The sequence below is a fragment of the Rhizobium lusitanum genome (genome assembly GCF_014189535.1).
Taxonomy (GTDB): domain Bacteria; phylum Pseudomonadota; class Alphaproteobacteria; order Rhizobiales; family Rhizobiaceae; genus Rhizobium; species Rhizobium lusitanum_C.
In genome coordinates this window covers 1559505-1583371 of sequence record NZ_CP050308.1, presented here as the reverse complement: position 1 = coordinate 1583371, position 23867 = coordinate 1559505, and the positions used below count along the sequence as shown (strand labels likewise).

Annotated in this window: 29 protein-coding genes and 2 pseudogenes; 10 read left to right on the top strand and 21 right to left on the bottom strand. The window is 60.8% G+C overall.

Going from position 1 to position 23867, the window contains the following annotated elements; genetic code table 11:
- Positions 1-66: 66 nt before the first annotated feature.
- From copC to HB780_RS21410, 9 genes are all read right to left on the bottom strand, one after another.
- Complete coding sequence (gene copC, locus HB780_RS21450) at positions 67-435, bottom strand: copper homeostasis periplasmic binding protein CopC (protein ID WP_183696253.1); 369 nt, start codon at positions 433-435, stop codon at positions 67-69.
- Positions 436-559: 124 nt separating this feature from the next.
- Positions 560-1153: an SCO family protein gene (locus HB780_RS21445; protein WP_183696251.1), complete on the bottom strand. Its 594-nt coding sequence runs from the start codon at positions 1151-1153 to the stop codon at positions 560-562.
- 73 nt (positions 1154-1226) lie between these two features.
- Positions 1227-2246, bottom strand: a complete 1020-nt coding sequence (gene cyoA / locus HB780_RS21440) for a ubiquinol oxidase subunit II (protein WP_286203181.1) — start codon at positions 2244-2246, stop codon at positions 1227-1229.
- A gap of 85 nt (positions 2247-2331) precedes the next feature.
- Positions 2332-2868, bottom strand: a complete 537-nt coding sequence (locus HB780_RS21435; protein ID WP_183696244.1) for a copper chaperone PCu(A)C — start codon at positions 2866-2868, stop codon at positions 2332-2334.
- A gap of 34 nt (positions 2869-2902) precedes the next feature.
- Entirely contained in the window at positions 2903-4276 is a 1374-nt protein-coding gene (locus tag HB780_RS21430; RefSeq protein WP_183696241.1) for a PepSY-associated TM helix domain-containing protein, read from the bottom strand.
- A 234-nt stretch (positions 4277-4510) separates the two neighbouring features.
- Positions 4511-4936, bottom strand: a complete 426-nt coding sequence (locus HB780_RS21425; RefSeq protein WP_183696238.1) for a hypothetical protein — start codon at positions 4934-4936, stop codon at positions 4511-4513.
- A gap of 173 nt (positions 4937-5109) precedes the next feature.
- A complete protein-coding gene (locus tag HB780_RS21420) occupies positions 5110-5364 on the bottom strand; it encodes a DUF2312 domain-containing protein (RefSeq protein WP_183696235.1) in 255 nt (84 codons plus the stop codon).
- Positions 5365-5640: 276 nt separating this feature from the next.
- Positions 5641-5946, bottom strand: a complete 306-nt coding sequence (locus HB780_RS21415; protein ID WP_183697336.1) for a DUF1244 domain-containing protein — start codon at positions 5944-5946, stop codon at positions 5641-5643.
- A 65-nt stretch (positions 5947-6011) separates the two neighbouring features.
- On the bottom strand, positions 6012-6809 hold the full coding sequence (locus HB780_RS21410) for an N-formylglutamate amidohydrolase (RefSeq protein WP_183696232.1): 798 nt from the start codon (positions 6807-6809) through the stop codon (positions 6012-6014).
- A 205-nt stretch (positions 6810-7014) separates the two neighbouring features.
- On the opposite strand from HB780_RS21410, the gene HB780_RS21405 reads away from it, so the two are divergent.
- From HB780_RS21405 to HB780_RS21395, 3 genes are all read left to right on the top strand, one after another.
- A complete protein-coding gene (locus HB780_RS21405) occupies positions 7015-7503 on the top strand; it encodes a DUF1036 domain-containing protein (protein ID WP_183696229.1) in 489 nt (162 codons plus the stop codon).
- Positions 7503-8942: a pyruvate kinase gene (gene pyk / locus HB780_RS21400; protein ID WP_183696226.1), complete on the top strand. Its 1440-nt coding sequence runs from the start codon at positions 7503-7505 to the stop codon at positions 8940-8942. The genes HB780_RS21405 and pyk overlap by 1 nt, the downstream gene beginning before the upstream one ends.
- Before the next feature lie 436 nt (positions 8943-9378).
- Positions 9379-10014 (top strand): LysE family translocator, encoded by a 636-nt coding sequence (locus HB780_RS21395; RefSeq protein ID WP_183696223.1) that lies wholly within the window; start codon positions 9379-9381, stop codon positions 10012-10014.
- Positions 10015-10019: 5 nt separating this feature from the next.
- On the opposite strand, the gene HB780_RS21390 is transcribed toward HB780_RS21395, so the two are convergent.
- From HB780_RS21390 to HB780_RS21375, 4 genes are all read right to left on the bottom strand, one after another.
- The gene (locus tag HB780_RS21390) at positions 10020-10991 is read right to left on the bottom strand and encodes a threonine ammonia-lyase (RefSeq protein ID WP_183696220.1); all 972 of its coding nucleotides are present in this window, start codon (positions 10989-10991) and stop codon (positions 10020-10022) included.
- Between the two features lie 89 nt (positions 10992-11080).
- On the bottom strand, positions 11081-11653 hold the full coding sequence (locus HB780_RS21385; protein WP_183696217.1) for a DUF4865 family protein: 573 nt from the start codon (positions 11651-11653) through the stop codon (positions 11081-11083).
- Between the two features lie 3 nt (positions 11654-11656).
- Positions 11657-12052: a cupin domain-containing protein gene (locus HB780_RS21380; protein WP_183696214.1), complete on the bottom strand. Its 396-nt coding sequence runs from the start codon at positions 12050-12052 to the stop codon at positions 11657-11659.
- Positions 12053-12057: 5 nt separating this feature from the next.
- Positions 12058-12447: a tautomerase family protein gene (locus HB780_RS21375; RefSeq protein ID WP_183696211.1), complete on the bottom strand. Its 390-nt coding sequence runs from the start codon at positions 12445-12447 to the stop codon at positions 12058-12060.
- 110 nt (positions 12448-12557) lie between these two features.
- On the opposite strand from HB780_RS21375, the gene HB780_RS21370 reads away from it, so the two are divergent.
- Positions 12558-13469: a LysR substrate-binding domain-containing protein gene (locus tag HB780_RS21370; protein ID WP_183696208.1), complete on the top strand. Its 912-nt coding sequence runs from the start codon at positions 12558-12560 to the stop codon at positions 13467-13469.
- 9 nt (positions 13470-13478) lie between these two features.
- On the opposite strand, the gene HB780_RS21365 is transcribed toward HB780_RS21370, so the two are convergent.
- The 6 genes from HB780_RS21365 to HB780_RS21340 form a co-directional block, all read right to left on the bottom strand.
- On the bottom strand, positions 13479-14531 hold the full coding sequence (locus HB780_RS21365; RefSeq protein WP_183696205.1) for an alpha/beta fold hydrolase: 1053 nt from the start codon (positions 14529-14531) through the stop codon (positions 13479-13481).
- A gap of 88 nt (positions 14532-14619) precedes the next feature.
- Positions 14620-15249, bottom strand: a complete 630-nt coding sequence (locus HB780_RS21360; protein WP_183696202.1) for a hypothetical protein — start codon at positions 15247-15249, stop codon at positions 14620-14622.
- Between the two features lie 127 nt (positions 15250-15376).
- The gene (gene ykgO / locus HB780_RS21355; protein ID WP_003542835.1) at positions 15377-15502 is read right to left on the bottom strand and encodes a type B 50S ribosomal protein L36; all 126 of its coding nucleotides are present in this window, start codon (positions 15500-15502) and stop codon (positions 15377-15379) included.
- A 152-nt stretch (positions 15503-15654) separates the two neighbouring features.
- Complete coding sequence (locus HB780_RS21350; RefSeq protein WP_183696199.1) at positions 15655-16713, bottom strand: 5-(carboxyamino)imidazole ribonucleotide synthase; 1059 nt, start codon at positions 16711-16713, stop codon at positions 15655-15657.
- Positions 16710-17204, bottom strand: a complete 495-nt coding sequence (gene purE, locus HB780_RS21345; RefSeq protein WP_183697333.1) for a 5-(carboxyamino)imidazole ribonucleotide mutase — start codon at positions 17202-17204, stop codon at positions 16710-16712. Before purE ends, HB780_RS21350 begins: the two co-directional genes overlap by 4 nt.
- A gap of 19 nt (positions 17205-17223) precedes the next feature.
- Positions 17224-17427, bottom strand: a complete 204-nt coding sequence (locus tag HB780_RS21340; RefSeq protein WP_183696197.1) for a YdcH family protein — start codon at positions 17425-17427, stop codon at positions 17224-17226.
- Between the two features lie 228 nt (positions 17428-17655).
- On the opposite strand from HB780_RS21340, the gene HB780_RS21335 reads away from it, so the two are divergent.
- Positions 17656-17829 carry a YdcH family protein gene (locus HB780_RS21335; protein WP_183696194.1) on the top strand — a complete coding sequence of 58 codons (174 nt, stop codon included), beginning with the start codon at positions 17656-17658 and terminating at the stop codon, positions 17827-17829.
- A gap of 284 nt (positions 17830-18113) precedes the next feature.
- Here the strand turns inward: HB780_RS21335 and HB780_RS21330 are convergent, their stop codons facing one another.
- The gene (locus tag HB780_RS21330) at positions 18114-18374 is read right to left on the bottom strand and encodes an ArsR/SmtB family transcription factor (RefSeq protein ID WP_183696191.1); all 261 of its coding nucleotides are present in this window, start codon (positions 18372-18374) and stop codon (positions 18114-18116) included.
- 249 nt (positions 18375-18623) lie between these two features.
- On the opposite strand from HB780_RS21330, the gene HB780_RS21325 reads away from it, so the two are divergent.
- Both HB780_RS21325 and HB780_RS21320 read left to right on the top strand, forming a co-directional pair.
- Positions 18624-19277 carry a thiamine phosphate synthase gene (locus HB780_RS21325; RefSeq protein WP_183696188.1) on the top strand — a complete coding sequence of 218 codons (654 nt, stop codon included), beginning with the start codon at positions 18624-18626 and terminating at the stop codon, positions 19275-19277.
- Between the two features lie 9 nt (positions 19278-19286).
- Positions 19287-20510, top strand: a complete 1224-nt coding sequence (locus tag HB780_RS21320) for a tetratricopeptide repeat protein (RefSeq protein ID WP_183696185.1) — start codon at positions 19287-19289, stop codon at positions 20508-20510.
- Between the two features lie 77 nt (positions 20511-20587).
- On the opposite strand, the gene HB780_RS21315 is transcribed toward HB780_RS21320, so the two are convergent.
- Positions 20588-21367 carry an alpha/beta fold hydrolase gene (locus HB780_RS21315; protein WP_183696182.1) on the bottom strand — a complete coding sequence of 260 codons (780 nt, stop codon included), beginning with the start codon at positions 21365-21367 and terminating at the stop codon, positions 20588-20590.
- Positions 21368-21540: 173 nt separating this feature from the next.
- Between HB780_RS21315 and HB780_RS21310 the strand changes: the two genes are divergently transcribed.
- From HB780_RS21310 to HB780_RS21300, 3 genes and pseudogenes are all read left to right on the top strand, one after another.
- Complete coding sequence (locus HB780_RS21310; protein ID WP_183696179.1) at positions 21541-22125, top strand: sigma-70 family RNA polymerase sigma factor; 585 nt, start codon at positions 21541-21543, stop codon at positions 22123-22125.
- Positions 22122-22768, top strand: a pseudogene (locus HB780_RS33380) (NrsF family protein). Before HB780_RS21310 ends, HB780_RS33380 begins: the two are co-directional and overlap by 4 nt.
- Before the next feature lie 233 nt (positions 22769-23001).
- Positions 23002-23804, top strand: a pseudogene (locus HB780_RS21300) (inositol monophosphatase family protein).
- Positions 23805-23867 lie beyond the last annotated feature (63 nt).

Genomic DNA, 23867 nt, shown 5'->3' with positions numbered 1-23867 from the left:
ACCATGACGATGGGATTGCAAACTGATCGCTCCCCCGCTTTTGGCAGGGGAGCGATCAGAAGCGTCTCAGGGCGCGACGGTGAAGCTGTAGGTGCCGTTTGTCTTATGGCCGTCGGTCGAAAGGACGTGCCATTCGACGGTGTACTTGCCGGTCGCCAGCTTGTCCGTGACCGGGATCATCAGCGTGGTATCGCCTTTCATCAGCATGGCTTCGCCCGTCTTCACCACCGCCTTGTCTGGGCCGGTAACGGTCACGCCACTGAATTTGAGGTTCAAACCTTCGGTAAAGGTAAGGTCGAGTTCGGAAGGCGCCTGTTTCACGGTGCCGTCGGTGGCGGGAACGGCTGATTTGAGATGGGCATGGGCGAAGGCCTGGCCTGCGAAGGCGAGGCTGGCTGCGAATACTGCGACAAGGAGTTTCTTCATCTGGGGCATGGTGATTGTCCTTTCAGGTTGATAATCCGCAGGGGCTCCTGCGGCAGGTTTTGGCGACCGATCGTGGTCGCCGGCATAGTCCGTTCGGATACTGTCCGGCCGGGAAATCGAGGGGGCTCCACCTTCATTTCAGGAGGTTGCGGATTTTCTGCAAAGCGACGTTCGGATCCTCGCCATAAGCGATCATGCTCCTGAGATTGCCATCGGCCCCCACCAGGAGAACCGAAGCGGTGTGATCCATGGTGTAATCGCCGTCCGGCGTCGGCACCTTCTTGGCATAGATGCGCCAGCCCTTGATCGCCTTCTGCATCTCGCTCGGGTCGCCGGTGATCCCGGTGATCCGGTCGGTGAAGTTGCCGGTGTAGTTGCGCATGATCTGCGGCGTGTCGCGTTCGGGATCGACCGAGAAGAAATAGGCCTTCAGCGCGTCGCCCTGGCCCCCAAGTGCCTTGAACCAACCGGCCATGTCGTAAAGCGTGGTCGGGCAAACTTCGGGGCAATGGGTGTAGCCGAAATAGATGAGTGACGGATGGCCCTTGAGCGCCTGCTCCGTGATGGGTTGGCCGCGGTCGTCGGTCAGTTTGAACACGGCGCCAATATTGGTTTCCGCCGCGTCTGCTTGGGGCATCAGGCTCCATGTGAAATAACCGAGCGCGCCGCAGACGATCAGCAAGACGCCGCCGAGGATGGCGGGGATGGTCCACTCTCTCATGAACATTGGATTCTCCTTTACGTGTTAGCGTAGGTGTCGGGCGGCGGCGCGATTGCCGCCACTATGGTCGTTTGCGGCGTCACTCGAGATTGGTTTGTTGCGCCGGAACGGCGATGGTGACGCCGCCGCCCGGGCCTTTGCCGGTCGGGATGCAGAGTGCGGCTACGAAGGGTGTGGCCGGCCGCTTCGTCTGCTGGCCGCCCAGACGGTCGTCGTAAGTCAACCGCATGATGTTGTTGATACCTTCCATGCCACCGCCGCCTTTGGCGTCGATTTCCATCATCTCGCTGACGCACATCTTCGCCTGGTCGACGCACATGTTAAGGATCGCCTCGTAAAGCGCGGGATCGAGGGAGGAGAAATAACGGACCGGCTCCTTCTCGCTCGGCTGCTCCAGCCTCAGATATTCGAGGCGGCCGAGAGGTGTTCCTTGCGAGCGGACCCTACCCACCCAGTTCTCGAAATCGGCCTGTTCGAGGCCACGGAACTTGAAGCGCATGTTGGAAAAGCCGGCGCCGCTGTAATTGGCAGAGAAGCCCTGATAGTCGCCGACGCGATTGATGACCGCATGCAGCTTCGTTTCCATGCCCGGCATGGCGTAGATCTGTCCGGCAAGGGCGGGAACGAAGAAGGAATTCATCACCGAGGCTGCGGTGATCTTGAAGTTGATTGGCACATCGACTGGAGCGACCAGTTCGTTGACCGTCGCGATGCCAAGATCAGGGTAGAGGAACAGCCATTTCCAATCGAGCGCCACCACTTCGACCGTCAGGGGCTTGGTGCCTGCGGGTATAGGCCGTGAGGCATCGATCCGGTCCAATGGCTTGTAGGGATCGAGCTGGTGGGTGCTGATCCAGGTGACGGCCCCGAGCGCGATGATGATCGCCAGCGGCGCCGACCAGATGACGATCTCCAGGCGTGTGGAATGATGCCATTCGGGATCGTAGGCCGCTTTCGTATTGGATTGACGGTACTTCCAGGCGAAGAACAGGGTCAGGAAGATCACCGGGATGATGATGAGCAGCATCAATACAGTGGAGATGACGATGAGATTGCGTTGCTGCATCGCTATGTCACCGGACGGCGCCAGCACGACCATGTTGCAGCCCGAAAGCAGCAGGAGGGGCGTGAGGGCCAGCGGCTTTAGCGGTTTGCAGGGGATCGCCCCGATACGGCCAGCGGCTTTACTTCGTTTGGTCGGCATGTGCGCCTCCCATAACCGCATCGGGCATGGTCATCGCGCCCATGTCCTTGCTTTTATCCTTGCCGCCAGCGGCAGAGCCGACCGGGAATTCGATATCGACGGACCCCGCCTTTTCAAACTTGAGTGTGGCCTTCACCGTCTGGCCCTCTCTGAATCCCTCTTCGACCTTCATGAACATGACGTGATAGCCGCCCGGCCTTAGCTCGACCGTCTTTCCGGCAGGGATGGGCAGGCCATCGGCGAGTTCGCGCATGACCATGACGTCCTTGTCCATCGTCATCTCGTGGATCTGGACCATCCTCGCGCGCGGCGAACTGGCCGCGATTAGCCGATCGTCGGTGGAGCCGGTGTTGGTGATGGTCATGTAGCCGCCGCCGACCGGTGCGCCCGGTATCATCGCCCGTACATAGGGATCGGAGATGCGGAGGTCGCCGATGGCGAAGTCTTCGGCCGAGGCGGCATGGGACAGGAGTGATGCAAGGCCGAAAGCGGCCAGGGTTGCGACGAGTTTCAGCATGATCGATATCTTTCTTGGAAATGGGGAATGGCCGTCAGGAAAAGAAGCGCCGGAACGGCGGCACGAAGCGCAGCAGGATCTGGTCGAAGAGCAGCATGATGACGATGGCGAGCCCGGTGAGCGGGAAGGCCGCGCCGAAGGCGATCACGATCAGCCATAGGCCAATATAAACGGACTTCCGTGGCGGCATGGGCGGAACGCCGAGGCGTCCCGCCGGACGGCGCTTCCACCACATCATGACAGCCGTCACGCAGGACAGAATGATTGCCAGGCAGGTCGTCAGCATCAGGAGCTGGTTGAAGAGGCCCCATTCCTGGCCCAGATGGACGTTGATTCCCCATTCGATCGCCTTGCCGAGGGCGGGGTACTGGCTGAAGGAGAGATCGACGAGCGGCTTTCCGGAATATTGGTCGATATGGATCGTGCGCTCGTCGGAAAGATCGGCGGGATAGAGCGCGGTGGTGTAGACGCCGGTTTTGTCGGCGGGGATGGCGGTGGCAAAGCCCGGAGCCATGCCGAGCCCCTTGGCGATCTCAACCGCCCTGTCGATGCCGATCGGCCCAACGGATTGCGCGGCGGCCGCATTGGATAGGGGTACTGGTGCCTTTTCGACGATCCAGCCCGGCGCCGGCAGGATATCGTTAGTGACCTTCGTCGATGTCGGCACATTGTCCCAGAGGGCGGCGGGGAAGCCGAGATCGTGCTCCGTCAACCAGGTTTTGACATTGGCCCCCCAATAGCTCGACCACGGCATGCCGCTGAGGGCTAGGAAAAAGATGAGGACGCCCGCGCCAGCGCCGGTGACGGCGTGCAGATCGCGCCAGAAGACGCGGCGCGAAGGTGTGCCGCGAACGGTGACGACGCCGCCGGTCTGCTTGCGCGGCCACCAGAGATAGATGCCGGTGACGACGAGCACCAGCGCGAAGCCGCCGACGATCTCAATGAGCCGGTTGGTCCATGTCCCGAAATAGTCGAGGCTATGGAGACGCCGGACGACCCAGCCGAAATCCTGCTTCGAGCCGACCGAATCCAGCACCTCGCCATTGTGCGGATTGACATAGACGACGGTCGACTGGCCGCCTTTCGATACCGTGACGGCAGCCGACCGATCGCCGGCCGGGGCTTCGCGATAGGATGTGGCCCTGGCGCCCGGCATGGCGGCGGTCGCTGCATCGACGATCCGCTGCGGCGTCAGCACAGGTCCCGCATCGGCGACGACATGGCGATGGGCATAGAAGATGGTGTCGATCTCGTTCTTGAAGAGATAGAGCGATCCGGTGATCGCCAGATTGAGCATGAAGGGGATGACGAGCAGGCCGGCGAAGAAATGCCAGCGCCAGATCGCGCGGTAGAGCGAGATAGTGTCAGTAGTTGCGGCCGCTGGTTCGGCTGTAGTGAAGGCAGACATGAAAAATCCCCCGGAAATCCGGCTGGCGGCGGAGGGCCTGTCTGCGGGGAGGTCACGACCGTTTCGGTCGCTGCCCTATGAGGATCAGCGTGCACGACCGGGATGCCGAGGCGGCCCGTTTCGCGCAGCGATGATCAAGCATGGAGGCAATCCACCCGCAGCCGACACGATCAGATCTCGTGTGGTCCGGCCGCCGTTGACGACGAGTGTCACGGCGCGGGCCGCAACGCAGGCTCAGGCAATGGTGATGCGGAGGAGGGGTGGCGCGCGCGGGCCGGTGTTCGGCGGATAGAGCTGGCGCTGAAAGAGTTCGGTTTTCGGGGCCGGGATATCATCCTGGCTTGCGAAAGTGAGATGCTCGAAGATATCAGTCGGCGGCAATGGAAGCAGGGCCGCCGAAGAGATCCGGCAGGCCTCGCAGTTCGGCACATGCGCGTTGCTATGTTCCTTGCCGTCCGCCGTCTTTTCGGTGACGCAGAGAACCGGCAGGGTTCCGTCCGGTAGCCTGTATTGAGCAAGTGCTGCGGGCGTCAGTTCGTCGGCGCTGGAAATGGCGGGCTGATGAGCAAAGCCGACGGACAACAGCGCGAAGGCGCATAGAATGCGCAGCAGCCACTGTGTTGTCCCGGAAAGCTTTTTCCCCACTGCCGTCCCCGTCATCTCTTGCAGACAAAGCACCTACGACATTCGATGGGAGAGCTCAATGCGGCAATTTGGTATGAGCCTGATCCACCGAACCGCCGAAATGATCGACGGCCGGACAATGAATGGCCGGCCGTCGGGATTCTGTTGTTTTTAGACTTTCAGCGCTACGCCCGAAGGCGGGCTGCGGCCTATTCCATTCCGAGCGCGGCCATATAGGTCTGCAGGATGGATTCTTCTTCGAGGCGCTCGTTGGCGTCCTTCTTGCGCAGGCGGATGATGGTGCGGATCGCCTTGGTGTCGTAGCCGCGTCCCTTTGCCTCGCCCATCACGTCCTTGATGTCGGACTGGATGGCGCCCTTTTCTTCTTCCAGCCGTTCGATACGCTCAATGAACGCCCGCAGTTCCGCGGCGGCGACATTCTCAACACTCGTCGTGTCGTTCATTTTCTTTTCCTTTCAAGGCAGCAGCCTGCGCTGCGCGTGGTTCATGTAATCCCCTGTTTGAAAACGGGAATTACGAAATTCCTGGCCGAAATCCCATGCGCTTGTCTTAGGCGTCCATCCGCTCGATCCGCTTCGAAGGAAGCTCAAAGCTGATCGCGGGTGACGCCAAGAGCCTCGGATACATCGTCTCCGGAGTGCGTGGGGTTTCGAATTCGATCGGGTCGATGACGTGCCGCGAATGAAGCGCGAGGTCAAGCCATCTCGACGAAAGCCAGTCTATTCTTTCGGCTTGTTCTGCTCAAAACCGGCTTTTTGCACAGCCGAGGCTTCGGCCTGATGCAGATTCTTCCAGTCCTCGTAGGGCATGCCGTAGACCATCTCGCGCGATTCGTCCCTGGTCACCGGCAGCCCCTTCTCTTCGGCCGCCTCGCGATACCAGTTGGACAGGCAATTGCGGCAAAAGCCGGCGAGATTCATCAGGTCGATATTCTGGACATCGTTGCGTTCACGCAGATGCGCGACGAGACGGCGGAAGGCTGCCGCTTCCAGTTCGGTCTGTTGTTGCTTGCTGAGCGCGCTCATCGTGACTTCCTTATATTTCTTCCATGGCATGATCTTATCCAAAAACTGCTTCGCACTTTTTGGGATCAAGCCTCTTCGTATGGGCCGGTGCGCGACGGATAGATCTTGTATTCGTGCAGCGCGGGATCGTCGTTCATCGCTGAAAAGATCGGCGCCAGCCGCTCGGCCCATTCGGCAATGCCGGCCTCGTCACCGATCAGATCCTGGCGGACTTCCAGCAGGGCGTGCGGAATGCCTTTTATCATGCAATGGCGATACAGCGTGTCGTTCTTCAGCGCCCCATCATAGGGTTCGTTGTCGCCTATGACGAGATTGGTATCGGCACCAAGCTTTGCAAGAAGCGGCAAGACGGCGCGCTCGTCGCTGTCCCAGAGTACGCTCGCATGCCAGGGGCGGGGAACGCCTTTCCAGGCCGGCGTGAAGGAATGCAGCGACAGCACCAGCGGTGCCTTGCCGGTCGCCTCCGCGACCGAGGCGATCGTCTCTTCGACGGCGTGGTGATAGGGCCGGTGGAAGGTCTCGATGCGATAATTCCACTCTTCGTCGGTGATCGGGTGATTGCCTGGGATGATCGCTCCATCGGAAATCTTCATGATCAGGGTCGGATCGTCCTCGCCGCGATTGGGATCGATCAGCAGGCGGGAAAAGCCGCCCAGCACGGCGGGAACGCCGAGTTTCGCGGAAAGCTGGCGGCAAAGGCCCTCGATGCCGATGTCATAGGCGATATGCCGCGAGAAGGCGGTTTCGGGCAAGCCGAGCCGGCCATAAGCCTCAGGAAGGTCGCGCATTGCATGATCGCCGAGAATGACCATGCCTTTGTCACGATTGCCGAATATGGTCTCGAAGGATTTGAAGTCGTTCATGTGGATTGTCGATTATTGCATTTTCATCTCGTTGTTTGATTGCATGCGAGGGCGGAAGGTGCAAGGCTCGCCTGATTGATCGGGCAAGAGGCACGCTGGAGGGCGTCGTCACCATCCCGTGAAGAAAATATAATCGATTAGAGTTGCGTTGACATTCGTAGGATGGCGGCGCAAGAAGACGCAACAACGAATAATCGGGAGCCCATTGGAAGCCGTGTTCAGCCAAGTCGCGCCAAGTTTCGTTACGCGGTCAGGGCCGCTCGCCCGATTCGCTTTTTTCATCCTTGCCGCCGCCGCACCGTTTTTCTTCACGCCAAATGCAGCCCATGCCGACTTCCGGGTCTGCAACGGCACGCAGAATCTCGTGGGCGTGGCGATCGGCTACCGGGCGAAGGAAGGTTGGGCCACCGAAGGATGGTGGCAGGTTCCGGCCACCACCTGCGCCACATTGATCGAGGGACCGCTTCAGTCCCGCTATTATTACCTCTACGCAGAAGACGCGGCCCGTGGCGGTCGCTGGACGGGTGACGTCGAAATGTGCGTGGCGGAAAATGAATTCAAAATCCCAGGTGTGAAGGATTGCTACGCGCGCGGCTTCCAGAAAATGGGATTCAAGGAATACGACACGGGGCGTCAGGCGAGCTGGATGGTTCAGCTTTCCGATACCCCGGGCAGCCAAGAGAGCCAGAATTGATGAAACGCAACAGAAAAGTCAAAATCCTAGCGACGCTAGGCCCGGCCTCCTCCTCCGAGGAGATGATCCAGAAGCTCCATGAGGCCGGTGCAGACTTGTTCCGCATCAACATGAGCCATGCCAGCCATGATGTGATGCGCATGCTGATTCAGCGCATTCGCGCCGTTGAGGCCCGCTGTGGTCGTCCGATCGGTATTCTCGCCGACTTGCAGGGTCCCAAGTTGCGCGTTGGCAAGTTTGCCGATACCAAGGTCGATCTCAAACCCGGCCAGACCTTCACGCTCGACAACAACGACACACCTGGCGACAGCACCCGCGTGTTCCTGCCACATCCGGAAATCCTGGAATCGGTCAAGCCCGGCCACCGCCTGCTGATCGACGACGGCAAGCTGGCTCTGCGCGCTGAAAAATGCGACGGCAAGAGCATTGTCACGACCGTCATTTCCGGCACGAAGATTTCCGACCGCAAGGGCGTCAGCCTGCCTGATACGCTGCTCGGCGTCGGCGCGCTGACCGAGAAGGACCGCATCGACCTCGATGCCGTGCTTGCCACCAATGAAATCGACTGGGTGGCGCTCTCCTTCATCCAGCGTCCGGAAGATCTGACCGAAGTTCGCAAGATTTCGCATGGCCGCGTCGGCCTGATGTCGAAGATCGAGAAGCCGCAGGCCGTCGAACGCATCGAGGAAATCATCGAGCTTTCCGACGCTCTGATGGTCGCCCGCGGCGACCTCGGCGTCGAAATGCCGCTTGAAGCCGTTCCCGGTATCCAGAAGCAGTTGATCCGCGCCTGCCGTCGTTCTGGCAAGCCGGTGGTCGTCGCCACGCAGATGCTGGAATCGATGATCTCCTCGCCGGTCCCGACCCGCGCTGAAGTCTCCGACGTCGCCACCGCTGTCTTCGAAGGCGCAGATGCCGTCATGTTGTCGGCCGAATCCGCCTCCGGCGACTATCCGATCGAGGCCGTGTCGATGATGGCGTCGATCGCCAGCACGATTGAGCGCGAACCGCATTATTCGGGCATCATCTACGCACAGCGCGCCCAGCCGGAAGCAACCGGCGCCGATGCCATTTCGCTTGCCGCCCGGCAGATCGCCGAGACGCTGAAGCTCTCCGCCATCGTCTGTTACACGTCGTCGGGCACCACGGGCCTGCGCACCTCGCGCGAACGCCCGCAGGTTCCGATCCTGGCGCTGTCGCCGATCATCCAGACGGCACGCCGCCTGTCGGTGGTCTGGGGCATGCACTGCGTCGTCACCCATGACGCGACCGACCTCGACGACATGGTCAACAATGCCTGCCGCATCGTTGCCGAAGAAGGCTTCGGCAAGCCTGGCGACCGCATCATCATCTCGGCCGGCGTGCCGCTCGGCACCCCCGGCGCCACCAACATGCTGCGTCTTGCCTATATCGGTTCGGACGGCCAGTCCGGCGTCTGATCGCTCGCTGTAGCATTGCAAATATTTGAAGCCCGCTGTTGCAGAAACAGCGGGCTTTTTTGCTGGAAGGCGGATCGGTTTTCTGATCGCCGGCCGCGAGGGATGCGGGGTTGGGCGAATTAGGTTCGGCGTCGAGGTTAAGGAGGGTGCGGAGCCCCCCTCTGTCACTTCGTGACATCTCCCCCACAAGTGGGGAGATTGGTAATTTGCGGAGGGCTCTCGCCCCAAACCAAGATCGGATCTGTTGAAATTGAAGCTGATTGTTCTGGAGAGAACCAGCGGCATGCTCCCGACGATCTCCACCCTTGTGGGGGAGATGTCACGAAGTGACAGAGGGGGGTATCAGAGGCTCGGCGTACCCGAGGTCTCTACTACGCAGCCACTTGCCAAGCGCGCCACTGCATGCAACTTTCCGACAACCATAGGGGAGGAAGCCATGCACGCCACTACTCTGCTTGCCTTTATCACAGTCTCCTTCATCGGTATCGCAACGCCGGGACCAACCGTGCTGTTGGCTTTGACCAATGGTTCCCGCTTCGGCGTGCGTCGCGCGCTGGCGGGCATGGTGGGTGCCGTGCTGTCGGATTTCGTGCTGATCGGCGCTGTTGCCATCGGGCTTGGCGCGCTGCTGGCGGCATCGGAATTCTGGTTTTCGGCGCTGAAATGGGCGGGTGCGGCCTATCTCGCTTTCCTCGGCATCATGATGCTGCGCTCCAAGGGAACGATCGACGGCATGCTCAGGGCCAATGCCGAGCAGGCGAAGGGAACGGTGTTTTCCATCGGGCTGAAGAGCTTCATGGTGGCGGTGACCAATCCCAAGGGATATCTGTTTTTCTCGGCCTTCCTGCCGCAATTCATCGATCCAACCGCGCCGTTGATGGCGCAATATGCCATTCTGGGGCTGGTCTTCGCCGCGCTGGATTTCGCGATCATGTTCGGCTATGCCGTTTTCGGCTCGCAGGCCGTGCGGTTCCTGAAGGCGGAAGGTGCGAAATGGCTGGAACGCGCCTGTGGCGGCGCGCTTCTGGCTTTGGCGGGCTCGCTAGCGCTTTATCGTCGCGCCGCGAACTAAGGGTTTTAGTGACGGCGCAGCGCCGCCTCAAAGACATCCGTATCGACATTGCCGCCGGATGTGACCACGATCACCGTGTCGCCGTCGATTTCCTTGCCGTGAAAGAGAGCGGCCGCCAGCGCTACGGCGCCGCCGGGCTCGACCACGATCTTCAGGCGCTTGAAGGCGAGTTCCATGGCGTCCAGCGCTTCTTCATCGGTCACAACCAGGCCAGGGCCGCAGAGACGCTTCAGGATCGGAAAGGTGATGTTGCCGGGTTGCGGCGTGATGATGGCGTCGCAGATCGAACCCTGCAGCGCGGCGTTGCGCTCGATCTTGCCGGAGGCAAGCGAACGGGTGGTATCCTCGAAATCCCTAGGCTCGCAGGGGTGGACCTTGAAGCCGGGCGCGCGGGCTTCCAGTGCCAGCGCGATGCCCGATGTCAGGCCGCCGCCGCCGCAGGGGACCAGCACCGTTGCGGTATCGATGCCCTCTTCGGCTGCCTGTTCGGCGATTTCCAGCCCGGTCGTTCCCTGGCCGGCGATAACCTGCGGTTCGTCGAAAGGCTTGATCAGCGTCAGGCCTCGCTGCGTGGAGAGCCGCGCACCGATCTCGTCTCGGTCTTCCTCCACACGATCATAAAGCACCACTTCAGCGCCCAATGCGCGGGTGTTGGCGATCTTCAGCTTCGGTGCATCGGACGGCATGATAATGACGGCGGGGATACCATGCATCTGTGCAGCCAGCGCCACGCCCTGGGCATGGTTGCCGGAGGAAAAGGCGATGACGCCCCTGGCGCGCACCGAAGGCTCCAGCGCCGACACCGCCGACCAGCCGCCCCGGAACTTGAAGGATCCCGTATGCTGCAGGCACTCCGCCTTCACGAACAGCCGACGTCCGGCGATCTCGTCGAGGAAGGGAGAGGAAAGAGGGGGTGTGCGCCGCGCGCGTCCGTCTATGCGAGCACGAGCGGCTTCGATCATTGCAATATCGACCATGGAGGGATCACTCTTCTGCTGCGGAATGTCTCTCCATCCATAAAACGCCGCGAACCTCTTTAAAACAACGACTTTGTCCCCGTGACACTTCAACCTGCGTTTGGCACGGAGAGATGGCCGACATTGTAGGCCTGGACACCGGGCCGAAGCCTATCTTTCGGCAGATCGGCAAGCAGCCGGAAGCGCACGCGTGTCCAGCTCGTTGGTTCGAAGGCGGCGACCGAAGCGAGTGCGTCGCCATGGGCGACCTCGCGAGCAGTTTCCTCGCTCTCTTGCCGACGTATCTCCGCAAGCGGCGCATAGGGTTCCGTCTGGATGATCTCCCTTGTGGCGAAGCGGGCCTTGCGGATATCCGGCGAGACCTCGGCGCGCCAGACCACCCACGTCTTCACCTGCGGCCAGCCGAAGCTCTCGGTCACTCCGGCAAAGCCAGGGCCGCAGAGGAAATCACTCAGGCCCTCGTCCTTGTCCCAGACATAGAAGGGTGCGTAGAAATTGTCCCGGCTGCCAGTTATCGCATCGCCTTTCCGGGCAGTGAGATAGGCCTTGAATTTCAGGCCGGGCAGATTGTCGAGCAATGGACCTTTCTCCCGGATGCGGCGATCGATGATTGTCATGTCGTAGTCGGCGGGCGGGGTGAAGCTGTATTGCATGGCGATCATGGTTCAATCCTCGAGCCAGGTCACGGCGCTGCCATCTAGGACAGCCTGGATGCTGATATAGGCGAAGGTGCTATCCGGTGTAGCACCATGGCGATGGCGCTCGTCAGGCGCAAAGGTAATGCAGTCGCCGGCGCGCAGCTCCTCTGCCGTTTCGCCATCGCGCTCGGCAAGCCCGACGCCCGAGAGGACGTAGAGGATCTGGCCGTGCGGATGCGTGTGCCATTGCGTCATGGTGCCGGGTTCGAGCGTGCAACGCATGGCGGTCAAGCCACCGTCCTCCCTGCTTTCGACCAGCATCTCCACCCAGAAGGGCGCGTTGGCGATGCCTTCGGGCGAGCGTTGGGTGCTGGTGCCGGCGCGATGGATCGCGGGTGACTGCCGCGCGGTTTTCTGGCTCATCCTGGTCAATCCTGCTGGATCATCTGCGCGATACCGTCGGCGAAGGACCAGTCCTCGCGCGTCGTCGTGACGATGTTGATCATGACGTCTTCCGGCCGCACGCCGGGCGCGTCTGCAAGCAGGGTGACGAGACGGCGGTAGAAAGCCTTTTTGACCTCCGTCGAGCGCGGCTTGCCGATGGTGATGTGGAAGAAGACATAATCGTCCGAGCGGGGGCCGCCGAGATAGGTGCGGTCGAAGATCAGCTCGTTCGGTTCGAGCTGGTGGATCGCCTGGAAACGATCGGTGGGCGGCACGTCGAAGGTCTCGACCATGGCGCGATGGAAATTATCCGAGAGTGCCTTCAGATATTCGGGCGACTTGCCGCGGAGAAGGGAAATATTGGTGAAGGGCATGATGTGCTCCTGTTCTCTATCTACTTGACGATTTCAGCATGCCACGGGATAATCGTGCTGAAAATCAGAAAATACTGGACATTTGGTCCCAAAAATATGGATGGTTAGTCGTGCGGAAAGTCATCTTCGATCTCGACGTCCTGCGCAGTTTCGTCACCGGCATGGAGCTTGGCAGCTACGCCAAGGCGGCCGACCGGTTGGGGCGCTCTACGTCGGCTGTCAGTGCGCAGCTCAAGAAGCTGGAGGATCAGGCGGGCACGCCGATCTTCCGCAAGGCCGGGCGCGGGCTGGCGTTGACCGAAGCTGGCGAGACCATGCTCGCCTATGCCCGGCGATTGCTCGATCTCAACGACGAGGCGGCCACCGCGATCCATGGCGGGGATTTGGAGGGCTGGGTGCGGCTCGGCCTGCAGGAGGATTTCGGCGAGACATTGCTGCCGGAGGTGCTTGGCCGTTTTGCTCGCGCCCATCCGAAAGTGCGTATCGAGGCGCGCGTGGTTCGCAATGCGGAGCTGGTCGAGCGGGTGACATCCGGCAAGCTCGATCTGGCGCTCGCCTGGAGCGATGGATTTCGCACTGCCCATACCGAGCGGATCGCCGAGGTGCCGATGTGCTGGGTCGGGCCGGCTGAGGGTGCCACCCATTGGCACGCCGCCACCGGCGAGCCGTTGCTGCTGGCATCGCTTGAGGCGCCTTGCATGTTGCGGTCGATTGCGACGAAGGTGCTGGATAATGCCGGTATCGGTTGGCGGATTTCTTTCGTCAGCCCGAGCCTTGGCGGTCTCTGGGCTGCGACGGCGGCGGGGCTGGGCCTGACGGTGCGCACACCGCTGGGCTTGCCGGACAAGGTGCGGCCGCTGATGGCGGGCGAAGCCGGCTTGCCGTCGCTGCCGAAGCTCGATCTCGTGCTGCATCGCGCCGAGGCGGAGGCCAATCCGGCGACGGAACGGCTAGCTTCGATCATGCTGCAAGCCGTGCGGCAAACGGTTGACGCCACGCCGCAAGGGCGGGTTTTTTGCTGATGCAAGGGATTACGAGGTCGTGACCGCCTGAGTCGACGCGGCGATTTCGGTTGACGGCTGCGGCTTCAGGCTGACGATGCGCGCTTCCGCCTGCTGAGCAAGTGCCTGAAGATCGCGTGATGCGCCCGCGAGCCGTTCCATCGCGGCAATGGCGACGTCGGTCGCCACATAGTCCGGTTTGTGGCCGAGATTGCGGATGGTGATGAGTTCGGCGCCGGGAATGTCTCGCGCCAGGCCACGCGAATGCAACTCCTCCAGAACGATATCGTCGCTGTCACCGGTGATGATGACGGTCGGTGCCTTGATCTCGCGATAGTGGTGCGCCTGGGTCGAAACAAAAGCGAAGAGGTTGACGACATCGACGGCGTTGTTGCGGAAGGTCTTGGGTCGCAAGACCAGTTCCGGTGCGGTCTTTTCGACGTAGTCGACTGGGCGTTCGTTGGGGCGGAAGATACTGAGCGTGCCGCTTTCCACCCGGCGCAGCCCGATCGGTATTACCAGCAGATGCGAGAAGAGCCAGCCGAGGACCGGCATGGCGGCAAGTGTATAATACCAGTCGATGCCTCCGGGCCACGGGTGGGTCGCCGGCGCGAGGAAGAGCAGGCCGGCGGTCTTGTCCGGATGGCGGACGCCAAAGGAGGCGGCGATCGCGCCGCCGAAGGAATGGCCGACGATGATGGCGCTTTTGATGCCGCGCTTCTCCATAAGCTTGGCGATCGCGTCGGCCTGGCCGGAGGGCAGGGTGTTTTCTGGGCCACCGCGTTCGGAATAGCCGTGGCCGGGCCGGTCGACGAACAGCATTTCGGCGCGCCCGGCAAGCGGGCCGGCAAAGGCTTCGAACTGGTCGCGCAAATTGCCGCTGGCGCCGTGGATGAAGATCAGAGGCGGCAGGTCGGCGGAGGCTGGACGCGGCAGATGCAGGGCATTGATGCGGAAGTCGCCAATATCGGTCAGCTCGCCGATGTTGGGATGAGCCTGCTCTATGGCGCGCGTCTTGAAGGCCGAGAAAGCTGCGGCCACGACGAGGATGAGAACAAGGGCGTAAAGCAGCACATTGATCATTGCGGTATCATGCAGCTATTGGGGCTGTCGGCCTATCAGACTTCGATGACCTCTCGTCCGTTGTAGGCTTGCCCGTTGTTGATAAATCTCAAGTTCGGCTGCCGGCGACTTTTTCCGAGAGTGTATTCACTTGCTCCTGGGCGGCGCGATTCGCCGGATAGATTTCCAGGAAGCGTTCCCAGGCCTTGAGCGCCATTTCATCCTTGCCGGTCTCACCCAGGATCGCGGCCATGCCGACGAGCGCGCCGAAATGGCGCGGCTCTATCCTGAGCACCTGATTGATATCCTCCATCGACTTGCGATAGTCGCCGATGGCGTAATTCAGCGTGGCGCGACGGTTCCAGCCTTCGGCATAATCCGGCTTCAGCGAGATGACCTGGTCGAGGAAATCCATGGCCGCTGGATTGCGCTTTTCCTGTACGGCCTTGTCGGCCCATTGCATCAGGAGATTGATGGTAGCGCTGCCGGAATCATTCCACTCCGTGCGGATCTGGTCGGCAATAAGATTTGCCTGATCGGGATCACGCTGGCGCTTGAGGGCTATGAAAAGATTGTCGATCTGCTGCTTCGGCGAGAGGCTAGCGTCGGCAGTGCCTGGGCCTTTTTTCTCAACCATACCAGAATCATTCGCCATCGCGACATGCGGTGCAACGACGGTCAGGGCTAGGAGAATCGGCAGGGCCGGATATGACAAAGCAAAAATGCGCATGGCGGGCATAGTAGCCCGCCAATGTCGAAGATCAAAACAATTTTGATGTGATCATCCTGAACGGTCATGATGCTGGCATCATGACCCGGCCGTCACACGGCCGGCCCGGTTCGCAAACCGGGCTCCACACGCAAAATCAGCCCTGACGAGCCTTGAAGCGCGGGTTCAGCTTGTTGATGATGTACATGCGGCCCTTGCGGCGAACCAGACGGTTGTCACGGTGACGCGCCTTGAGCGACTTGAGCGAATTCTTGATCTTCATTTTTCTGATCCGCGATTTCTGAGGGGGAATGTCACATTCGCCCGTATCGTTTAACAATCAAAAGCGCGCTCAGGGCGCGCTCTTTAGGGTGGGGAGCAAATACCCCGTCGCCTGGGCCCTGTCAACCACGTCAGGGCTTTTTCCCTGTACTGTTAGCGACGAAGCTGTGTGATATGGCCCATTTTACGGCCAGGGCGGGATTCCGTCTTGCCGTAGAGATGCACTAGCACATCGTCACGGCGCAGCCAATCGGGGACCGAAAGGATATCGTCGCCAATCAGATTCTGCATCACGCAGTCGGAATGGCGGACGGGATTGCCGAGTGGCAGGCCGGCGACGGCGCGGATATGCTGCTCGAATTGCGAGACGACGCAGGCAGCTTCCGTCCAGTGGCCGGAATTGTGTACGCGCGGGGCCATTTCATTGGCGATCAGGCTGCCGTCGGCAAGGGCGAAGAACTCGATGCCGATAACGCCGACATAGCCGAGCGCGGCCAAGATTTTCTCCGCGGCCTCGCGGGCCGCTGCCGCCGTCTCGGCGGAGATGCTCGCGGGCAGGGTAGACGTATGGAGGATGCCGTCGCGGTGGATATTCTCCGCCGGATCATAGCAAGCGATCGCGCCATCGAGGCCACGGGCGGCGATGATGGAAATCTCCCGCTCGAAGGATACGAAGCTTTCAAGGATCAGCGGCACGCTGCCAAGCGCGGCATAGCCGCCTTCGGCGCTGTCGGCGGATGAGCGATAGACCCGCTGGCCCTTGCCGTCATAGCCGAGACGCCGGGTTTTCAGCACGCCCTGTCCGCCGAAATCGGCAAGGGCGGCTTCAAGGTCGGCCTGGCTGTCGACGGCGTGGAAGCGGGCGGTTGGAATGCCGCAATCGTTGATAAAGCGCTTTTCGGTCAGCCGGTCCTGCGCCATTTCCAGCGCCTTCGGTGGCGGATAGACTGGGACATCCTTGGCCAGCCTTTCGGCGGCGGCGACCGGCACGTTCTCGAATTCATAGGTGACGACGTCGCAACGCTTCGCCAGTTCGGCAAGGGCCGCCGGATCGTCATAGGCAGCGATGATCTGATCGCTTGCCACCTGCGCGGCCGGACAATCGGCCAGCGGCTCGAGGACGACGGTTTGAAAGTTCAGCCGGGCTGCTGCCATGGCCAGCATGCGGCCGAGCTGGCCGCCGCCGATAATGCCGATCGTTTTTGCGGTCATAGGTCGTCCATTGGATATTCGGCGACCGCGGCGCTCTGCCGGGCACGCCATTCGTCGAGCCGGTCGGCGATCCCTTCGTCGCTGAGCGCCAGGACGGCGGCGGCGAGAAGGGCGGCATTGATGGCGCCGGCCTTGCCGATCGCCAGCGTGCCGACGGGAATGCCAGCCGGCATCTGGACGATGGAGAGAAGACTGTCCTGGCCTGACAGAGCACGCGATTGCACCGGCACGCCGAAGACCGGCAGCGGCGTCATCGAGGCGGCCATGCCCGGGAGATGGGCAGCGCCGCCCGCGCCGGCGATGATGACCTTGAAGCCTTCGTCGCGCGCGCTCTTGGCGAAGTTTACCAGCCTGTCCGGCGTGCGGTGCGCGGAGATGATGCGTGCATCATAGGTGATTTCCAGCGCTTCTAGCGTGTCTGCTGCATTCTTCATGGTTTCCCAGTCGGACTGGCTGCCCATGATGATGGCGACGGGCGGTCTTTCTGTCATCATCGTCGCGTCTTGCTCCTCAGGCGATAATGTCGGGGATGATCTGGTCTTCAAGCTTGGTCAACCTGTCCTTGATGACGAGCTTCTTCTTCTTCATGCGCTGGATGCGGAGGGCTTCGCAGCCCGTCTGGATCATGGCATTGATCGCGACGTCATAATCCTCGTGTTCCTGGCGCATCCGCGCCACGATCAGCCTGATTTCCGCCTGTTCCTGATCGGGCATGCTTATTTCCCCAATGCTTGCGGAATCGCGTTCGTTCCGCCTCATGAATTCCGCAAGCTCCTATCACCAAATGGCGAGGACGGGAAGTTATCCATCGTCATGAATTTGCCGCCCATAGGCCACGTTTTCGCCTTCGACAAGGGTTCAATATTATGTCACACTGATAAGGTTGACACCTAAATCCCCGGCGAAGGATAGCTGGAGATTGTAAGAGGAAGGAAGGGTCATATGACTGTTCAAGCACATCTTGATTCGCTCGAAAAGAAACATGTCGCTCTCGAGGAGGCGCTGCATTCTGCACTGACATCTCCCTCTATCAAGGATACCGAAATAGCCGATCTCAAGCGCAGGAAGCTGCGCCTCAAGGACGAAATCCAGCGTCTGAAATCGTCAGTTCACTGACGCAACGTCTTATATAAGGGACAAAACCACCGATTACGGCCAGGAAGGACAGGCGGGCTGAAGAGCCCCGGGGCAATCCTTGGCCGGAGATGGTGACCATTCCAGCTAAAACGAATGCGCCGGCTTCGACATGTTACAAGTCGAAGCCGGCGTAATTTTTATGCGAAGCATCGGGAATTCGCGGGATGGCACGGGAGCAATTCCAGGAAAAGTGCGTAGCTGTTTTCCGTCCGGAATTGCGTCAAAAAACAGCATAAATCGCTGAAACGCTTTAAGGGCCGCTCTCAGGCCCAGAATTGATCCAGCCACAAATTGAGTTTGTCGAAGCCGGGGCCGTTGACCGCGTAGATGCGTTTCGTGCCATCGGAGGTGACGGAAACGAGGTTGCTGTCGAGCAGCGCCTTGAGATGTTGCGACACGGCGGGGCGGCTGATGGGCAGGCCCCGTGCCAGCTCGTTGACCGTTTTCGGTGCGCGCCGCAACTCTTCCAGCAGATAGCGCCGGTTCGGATCCGCGATGGCAGCGAAGGGGTCCATGGTCGACATGGCAAAAAGCTACGTCAAACCTAGGGGACCGGCAAGTCAATTGTGCGATGCAATGACGGGTTACGTCGTTTGTTTCCTGGCATCGCGCCCGGAACGTCCCACAGGGCCATTCATAATGGGCATGGTGTTCATGGCGCGGGCCTGTTTCGGTAGCCTGCCCCTTGTCAGACCGTGCTAACGGATTTACTCACAAACATCGAACGGGTACGCCATCCCTGACGAATGAAACCGTAAATATGGAAACTCTTGATGTCTGTGCCAAAAGATCGCTGCCGCCTCGTTCTGATCGTTCCCGATATTGCCGATATCGACGAGCAGGCGAAGGTACTGGCCGACGCGTTGAGGGGTGGGGATGTAGCCTCCGTTATCATCCCGCAATACGCGCTTGACGATGGTACCTTCCAGAAACATGCGGAAAAGCTGGTGCCGTTGGTGCAGGAGACGGGTGCCGCCGCGATGATCGCCGGCGACAGCCGCGTTGCCGGTCGCGCCAAGGCTGACGGCCTGCACATCACCGGTAATCTCGCCGAATTCACCGAGGCGGTGGAAAAACACGCGCCGAAGCTGATCGTCGGCGGCGGCAATGCCGCGGACAGGCATCATGCGCTGGAGATCGGCGAACTGCGGCCCGACTATATCTTCTTCGGCAAGCTCGAGGGCGACATCAAGCCGGTGGCGCATCCGAAAAACGTGGCGCTCGCCGAATGGTGGGCGTCGATGATCGCGATCCCCTGTATCGTCATGGGTGGCACGGATCCGAAATCGACGCTGGAGGTAGCTTTGTCGGGCGCCGAATTCGTGGCGCTCCGCATGGCTGTTTTTGCCGATCCCGCGGCTGCCACCTCTATCGTTGCGGAAGTGAATGCACTTCTTGACGAAAAAGCGCCACGGTTTGAAGATTGATAGCAAACCATGTCGTTTACGCCTCGATTCAGTCACAGGTCCTTCCTTGCCGCGCTTGCCGTCGGACTGACGGTATTGCCGTTGCTGGCAGTGGCGCAGTCGAGCAATAGCGATACGTCGCTGCCTGGCATCGCCGCGCAGCCGGACGCGAGTGCCAAACCTGCCGAAGGCGGGCCTGCCGACGATACCGATGTGCCGCTGGACGACGCCGCTTCGACGCGTGGAGAGAGCGTTGTGACGCGTCCTCTCGATGCCGGCACCAACACCTTCAAGACCGAGAAGATCCAGCCTAGCGCGGAGCCGAAGGCCGATGATGTCAAGCCGTCAGAAGGTGTCGGGGTCTTTGAGCGCATGGGCGCGAATCTGCCCGATCTGCCAAAAGACAAACCCTTCAAGGGTAAAGTCGACGAAGCTTACGGTGCATTCCAGCGTGGCTATTATCTGACTGCGTTCCAGAGGGCTCTGCCGCGGGCCCAGCTCGGCGACCCCGCTGCGCAGACCCTGCTTGCCGAACTGATGTCGCAAGGTCTCGGCGTCAAGCGCGACAACAAGGATGCCGCCTTCTGGTACAACAAGGCGGCCGAGGGCGGCGACGCCACCGCGATGTTCAAATATGCGCTCGTCCTGATGGAAGGGCGCGACGTGCTGCGCGACCGGAAGAAGGCGGACGAATGGATGAAGAAGGCGGCCGATGCCGGCCAGGCATCCGCCGAATTCAACTTGGGGCAGATGCTGACGGCGGAAAATCCCGGCATAAAGGGCCTGCAGATGGCTCTTCCCTATTATGAGAAGTCCGCCGAACAGGGCATTGCCGACGCGCAGTATGCGATCTCGCAACTCTATCTCAACATGCCCGACCTGCCACCGGAGAAGAAGGCGCAGGCGCGTGCCTGGTTGTCGCGCGCCGCCAATGCCGGTTTCGACACCGCGCAGCTCGACATGGGCGTCTGGCTGATCAACGGTACCGGCGGCAAGCAGGATCTGGAAAACGGCTTCAATTGGATGCGTGTTGCCGCCTATCGCGGCAATGTCGTTGCCCAGAACAAGCTGGCGCATCTCTATATCAATGCGCTTGGCACGAAGCAGGATCCGGTGGCGGCGGCGACATGGTATGTCATCTCCCGCCGTGCTGGCCTGAAGGATCCGGAGCTCGAGGATTTCTACCAGGGCATCGAGGATTATCAGCAGAAAGCAGCTATCGACGCGGCCAACAAGTTCCGCCGGGCGCGGTAGCGCGTCCGGCGTGTTTGCAGTTTTCTGAAGCAGATCGCTGAATCGATCTCGAAAATGTATCAGATGATTGGCGTCAGCTATTTCTTCACTGCGTAGCCTGCGGCCGCAAGGATCATGTTGGCGATTTCACGCGGGTGGGAAATCAGTGAGACGTGGCTGGAGTTGAGTTCGACGGTGGTCGCATTCATGCGCTTGGCGAGAAAGCGTTCCAGCTCGGGCGATGTGGTATGGTCGTTCTTCGAGATGGCGTACCAGCTCGGCTTGGTCTTCCAGGCGGCCTGCGTGGTGCGCGAGGCAAATAGCGTGTCCGAAATCCGTCCCTGCACCGCATAGAGCGCCCTGGCTTTGGCGGGTTTCAGGTCGCCAGCGAAGTCATGGACGAAAGCATCTTCGCTGAGCTGAGCGAAACCGTCTGAATGGACGAGACCCTTGCTTGCCGGTGGGGTGGGGAATTTGGCGGCGAGTGCTGCATAGTCTTCGCCGGCGTCCGGTGCGCGGGCGGCAACATAGACGAGGGCGCTGACCTTCGGGTCGACGCCGGTCTCGCTGATGACCATGCCCGCATAGGAATGGCCGACGAGCACGGTCGGGCCGTCCTGTAACGCCAGAGCCCGGTTGGTGGCGGCAACGTCATCGGCGAAGGACGTCAGAGGGTTTTGCACCGAAGTGACATGCAGGCCGGCACGCTGAAGTATCGGGATCACCTCGGACCAGCTCGATCCGTCCGCGTAGGCGCCATGGACGAGGACGACATTATGCGCCTTGATCGTCGGCGCGGTTGCGGCGAGGGCCGGATGTGCTGCGAAGGCAGCCAATAGTGCGGCTGCGGCAAGGACAAGCTTTTGCATTGTTTTCATCGATCGGTTTCCTTGGTTGATTGTCGGGAGGATTCTTCACGCTCCTGAAACTCAATTCGCCCGGCTCGGGTGCGGCGCAACATCATCACGGAAACGTGTTGGTGTTTGGCCCGAAGCGATAAAAAATCTGAGTTACGTCGTAACAAACGCGCTTTGGCGGCGAATAGGTAGGTATGGAATCGCGCGAACAGATTTGGGCCAATGCCATGAAGGCCGAGCGGCGGGGCGATGCTGCCGCTTATGAATGGTTGCTGGGAGATGTCGCGAAATCGCTGCGCATATTGGTTCGCGGACGGTTGTCGCGGCTCGGCATGAGTGCGCATGAGACCGAGGATATCGTTCAGGAGATATTGATCGGCCTGCATACGATGCGGCATCGATGGGACGCGGATCGCGCCTTTCTGCCGTGGTTTTACGCCATTGCACGTTACAAGCTGTCGGACGCGATGCGCCGCCGACGCCGGGAAGCGCGGTATCGCAGCGATCTGACGCTGGAAGAATGGTCCAATGTGGTCGAAGCTCCGCGTGAAGACGCCGACCGGGCGCTCGTCGATCTCGATCGTCATTTGAACGGTCTCTCCCTTGGTCAACGCACCGTCGTCCAGGCGCTGACGATCGAGGGCGCATCGGTGCGCGAGACAGCCGAGAAGCTCCAGACCAGCGAAGGTGCTGTGCGGGTGACGCTGCACCGGGCGCTGCAACACCTGGCTTTGGTCGCTGGCGTGGCTCCACACAAACCAAGCAAGGGCAAGATATGAAAACGGCTGATGATACGGACCTCATGATCCGAAGTCTGGCTGGCGAGGCTGGGGCAGGGCAGCGACGCCCGGCTCTTTCCTTTGAGCGCATTTTGCTGCTTGCAACGATCCTTTCGCTCATCTGCGCGATCGTCCTGGTCTTTGTCACCTTCGGCTTTCAGCCCGAATTGCAGGCGACTTTGCGCAGCGCGCCATTCCATCACAAGATCATCAGCATGCTGATGCTGGCCGGTGGTGGCATTCTGGCCGTGCGTCATGCCGGCAAGCCGGGCTCGGGGAGCTTTCGCTTGCCATGCTGCTGCCGGGGGTGGCGCTGTTGTTGATCGGTGCTGCTTCGGATGCATCGGGTTTCCCGCTGATGGGCCGGTCCGGCGTTTCCGTTCCGAGCTGCCTGATGGCCATGGTCCTGCTATCGCTCGTTCCGCTGGCGCTGATCATCGCGGCGCTACGCACCGGCGTCACGACCCGACCGACCATGGCTGGTGCTGCGGCCGGTATTCTCGCGGGCGCTCTCGGGGCTGCTGCCTATGCTTTCGTCTGCAAGAATGATGGCGGCCTGTTCGTGGCGGTCTGGTATAGCATCGCGATTGCTATCGTGATGGGTATGGGCGCTTTTGTCGGCAAACGCGTACTGGCTTGGTGATATCGCCCGGATTCGAGTTCCTTCACCTGCTCTCGTGGTGAAGTGCATAAGACAAAGGCCGCAGCCTCGAACCACGAGGGCGGCCCGATAATGGCAGCATTTGCCTCGGCACTTGAAATTCCCCCGATTTTGTGGTCTTGAGGCCGCCAATCTTTTATTGCGCTGCCGATCCCGCTCCGCCGGGGCCTTTTTCGGGTCCGGTCAGTGCCTTCTATATTACCCAAGGAAAACCGATGGCCCGTTCAGCTCTTCTCAATGTCATGGTTCAGGCTGCCCTCAAGGCAGGCAAGTCACTCAGCCGCGATTTCGGCGAAGTGCAGAACCTGCAGGTTTCGGTGAAGGGACCAGGCGATTTCGTCAGCCAGGCCGATCTGAAGGCGCAGAAGATCATCCGCGACGAGCTGTTGAAGGCACGGCCGACCTACGGCTTCCTCGGCGAAGAGGCCGATGAGGAGATCAAGGGCACCGACGGCGCGCATCGCTGGATCGTCGATCCGCTCGACGGCACGACCAACTTCCTGCACGGCATTCCGATGTTCTCCGTGTCGGTCGCGCTCGAGCGTAACGGCGAGATCGTCGCCGGCGTCATCTTCAATCCGGCGACGGACGAGCTTTACACCGCCGAGCGCGGCGGCGGAGCCTTCCTCAACGATCGCCGCCTGCGCGTCGCCTCGCGCCGCGTGCTCTCGGATTGCGTCATCGGCTGCGGCGTTCCGCATCTTGGCGCGGCAATCACGGCAAGTTCCTCGTCGAGCTGCGCCATGTCATGGGCGAAGTCGCCGGTGTTCGCCGCGTCGGTTCGGCAGCGCTCGATCTCGCCTATGTCGCCGCCGGCCGTTTCGACGGCTTCTGGGAAGTGGGCCTGTCGCCCTGGGACATGGCGGCCGGTATTCTGCTGGTGCGTGAAGCTGGTGGTTTCGTATCGGATTTCGATGGCGGCAGCGACATGCTCGCCACCAGTTCGATCATCTGCGGCAATGAGCATATTCACAAGGCGCTTGCCGAGGTCGTCAAGCGGCCGATTCCGACGAAATAAGGTCGCACTAGCCCAATCACCTGTGGCAAAACTGCCTGTTGCCAACGGGTTGTTTTGTGCTTT

Excerpts from the sequence above, each read along its gene's own strand:
- HB780_RS21350 (WP_183696199.1), bottom strand. The coding sequence starts at position 16,713 with ATGACCGCAAAAACGATCGGCATTATCGGCGGCGGCCAGCTCGGCCGC.
- HB780_RS21330 (WP_183696191.1), bottom strand. The coding sequence starts at position 18,374 with ATGTCGACCATGGACCCCTTCGCTGCCATCGCGGATCCGAACCGGCGC.
- purE (WP_183697333.1), bottom strand. The coding sequence starts at position 17,204 with ATGACAGAAAGACCGCCCGTCGCCATCATCATGGGCAGCCAGTCCGAC.
- HB780_RS21360 (WP_183696202.1), bottom strand. The coding sequence starts at position 15,249 with ATGCCCGCCATGCGCATTTTTGCTTTGTCATATCCGGCCCTGCCGATT.
- HB780_RS21365 (WP_183696205.1), bottom strand. The coding sequence starts at position 14,531 with ATGATCAATGTGCTGCTTTACGCCCTTGTTCTCATCCTCGTCGTGGCC.
- HB780_RS21315 (WP_183696182.1), bottom strand. The coding sequence starts at position 21,367 with ATGAAAACAATGCAAAAGCTTGTCCTTGCCGCAGCCGCACTATTGGCT.
- pyk (WP_183696226.1), top strand. The coding sequence starts at position 7,503 with ATGAAACGCAACAGAAAAGTCAAAATCCTAGCGACGCTAGGCCCGGCC.
- HB780_RS21410 (WP_183696232.1), bottom strand. The coding sequence starts at position 6,809 with ATGAACGACTTCAAATCCTTCGAGACCATATTCGGCAATCGTGACAAA.
- ykgO (WP_003542835.1), bottom strand. The coding sequence starts at position 15,502 with ATGAAGATCAAGAATTCGCTCAAGTCGCTCAAGGCGCGTCACCGTGAC.
- HB780_RS21430 (WP_183696241.1), bottom strand. The coding sequence starts at position 4,276 with ATGTCTGCCTTCACTACAGCCGAACCAGCGGCCGCAACTACTGACACT.
- HB780_RS21375 (WP_183696211.1), bottom strand. The coding sequence starts at position 12,447 with ATGCCCTTCACCAATATTTCCCTTCTCCGCGGCAAGTCGCCCGAATAT.
- HB780_RS21380 (WP_183696214.1), bottom strand. The coding sequence starts at position 12,052 with ATGAGCCAGAAAACCGCGCGGCAGTCACCCGCGATCCATCGCGCCGGC.
- HB780_RS21445 (WP_183696251.1), bottom strand. The coding sequence starts at position 1,153 with ATGTTCATGAGAGAGTGGACCATCCCCGCCATCCTCGGCGGCGTCTTG.
- HB780_RS21425 (WP_183696238.1), bottom strand. The coding sequence starts at position 4,936 with ATGACGGGGACGGCAGTGGGGAAAAAGCTTTCCGGGACAACACAGTGG.
- HB780_RS21335 (WP_183696194.1), top strand. The coding sequence starts at position 17,656 with ATGACTGTTCAAGCACATCTTGATTCGCTCGAAAAGAAACATGTCGCT.
- HB780_RS21390 (WP_183696220.1), bottom strand. The coding sequence starts at position 10,991 with ATGGTCGATATTGCAATGATCGAAGCCGCTCGTGCTCGCATAGACGGA.
- cyoA (WP_286203181.1), bottom strand. The coding sequence starts at position 2,246 with ATGGTCGTGCTGGCGCCGTCCGGTGACATAGCGATGCAGCAACGCAAT.
- HB780_RS21340 (WP_183696197.1), bottom strand. The coding sequence starts at position 17,427 with ATGCCCGATCAGGAACAGGCGGAAATCAGGCTGATCGTGGCGCGGATG.
- HB780_RS21310 (WP_183696179.1), top strand. The coding sequence starts at position 21,541 with ATGGAATCGCGCGAACAGATTTGGGCCAATGCCATGAAGGCCGAGCGG.
- HB780_RS21395 (WP_183696223.1), top strand. The coding sequence starts at position 9,379 with ATGCACGCCACTACTCTGCTTGCCTTTATCACAGTCTCCTTCATCGGT.
- HB780_RS21320 (WP_183696185.1), top strand. The coding sequence starts at position 19,287 with ATGTCGTTTACGCCTCGATTCAGTCACAGGTCCTTCCTTGCCGCGCTT.
- HB780_RS21420 (WP_183696235.1), bottom strand. The coding sequence starts at position 5,364 with ATGAACGACACGACGAGTGTTGAGAATGTCGCCGCCGCGGAACTGCGG.
- HB780_RS21385 (WP_183696217.1), bottom strand. The coding sequence starts at position 11,653 with ATGATCGCCATGCAATACAGCTTCACCCCGCCCGCCGACTACGACATG.
- HB780_RS21325 (WP_183696188.1), top strand. The coding sequence starts at position 18,624 with ATGTCTGTGCCAAAAGATCGCTGCCGCCTCGTTCTGATCGTTCCCGAT.
- HB780_RS21415 (WP_183697336.1), bottom strand. The coding sequence starts at position 5,946 with ATGAGCGCGCTCAGCAAGCAACAACAGACCGAACTGGAAGCGGCAGCC.
- HB780_RS21435 (WP_183696244.1), bottom strand. The coding sequence starts at position 2,868 with ATGCTGAAACTCGTCGCAACCCTGGCCGCTTTCGGCCTTGCATCACTC.
- copC (WP_183696253.1), bottom strand. The coding sequence starts at position 435 with ATGCCCCAGATGAAGAAACTCCTTGTCGCAGTATTCGCAGCCAGCCTC.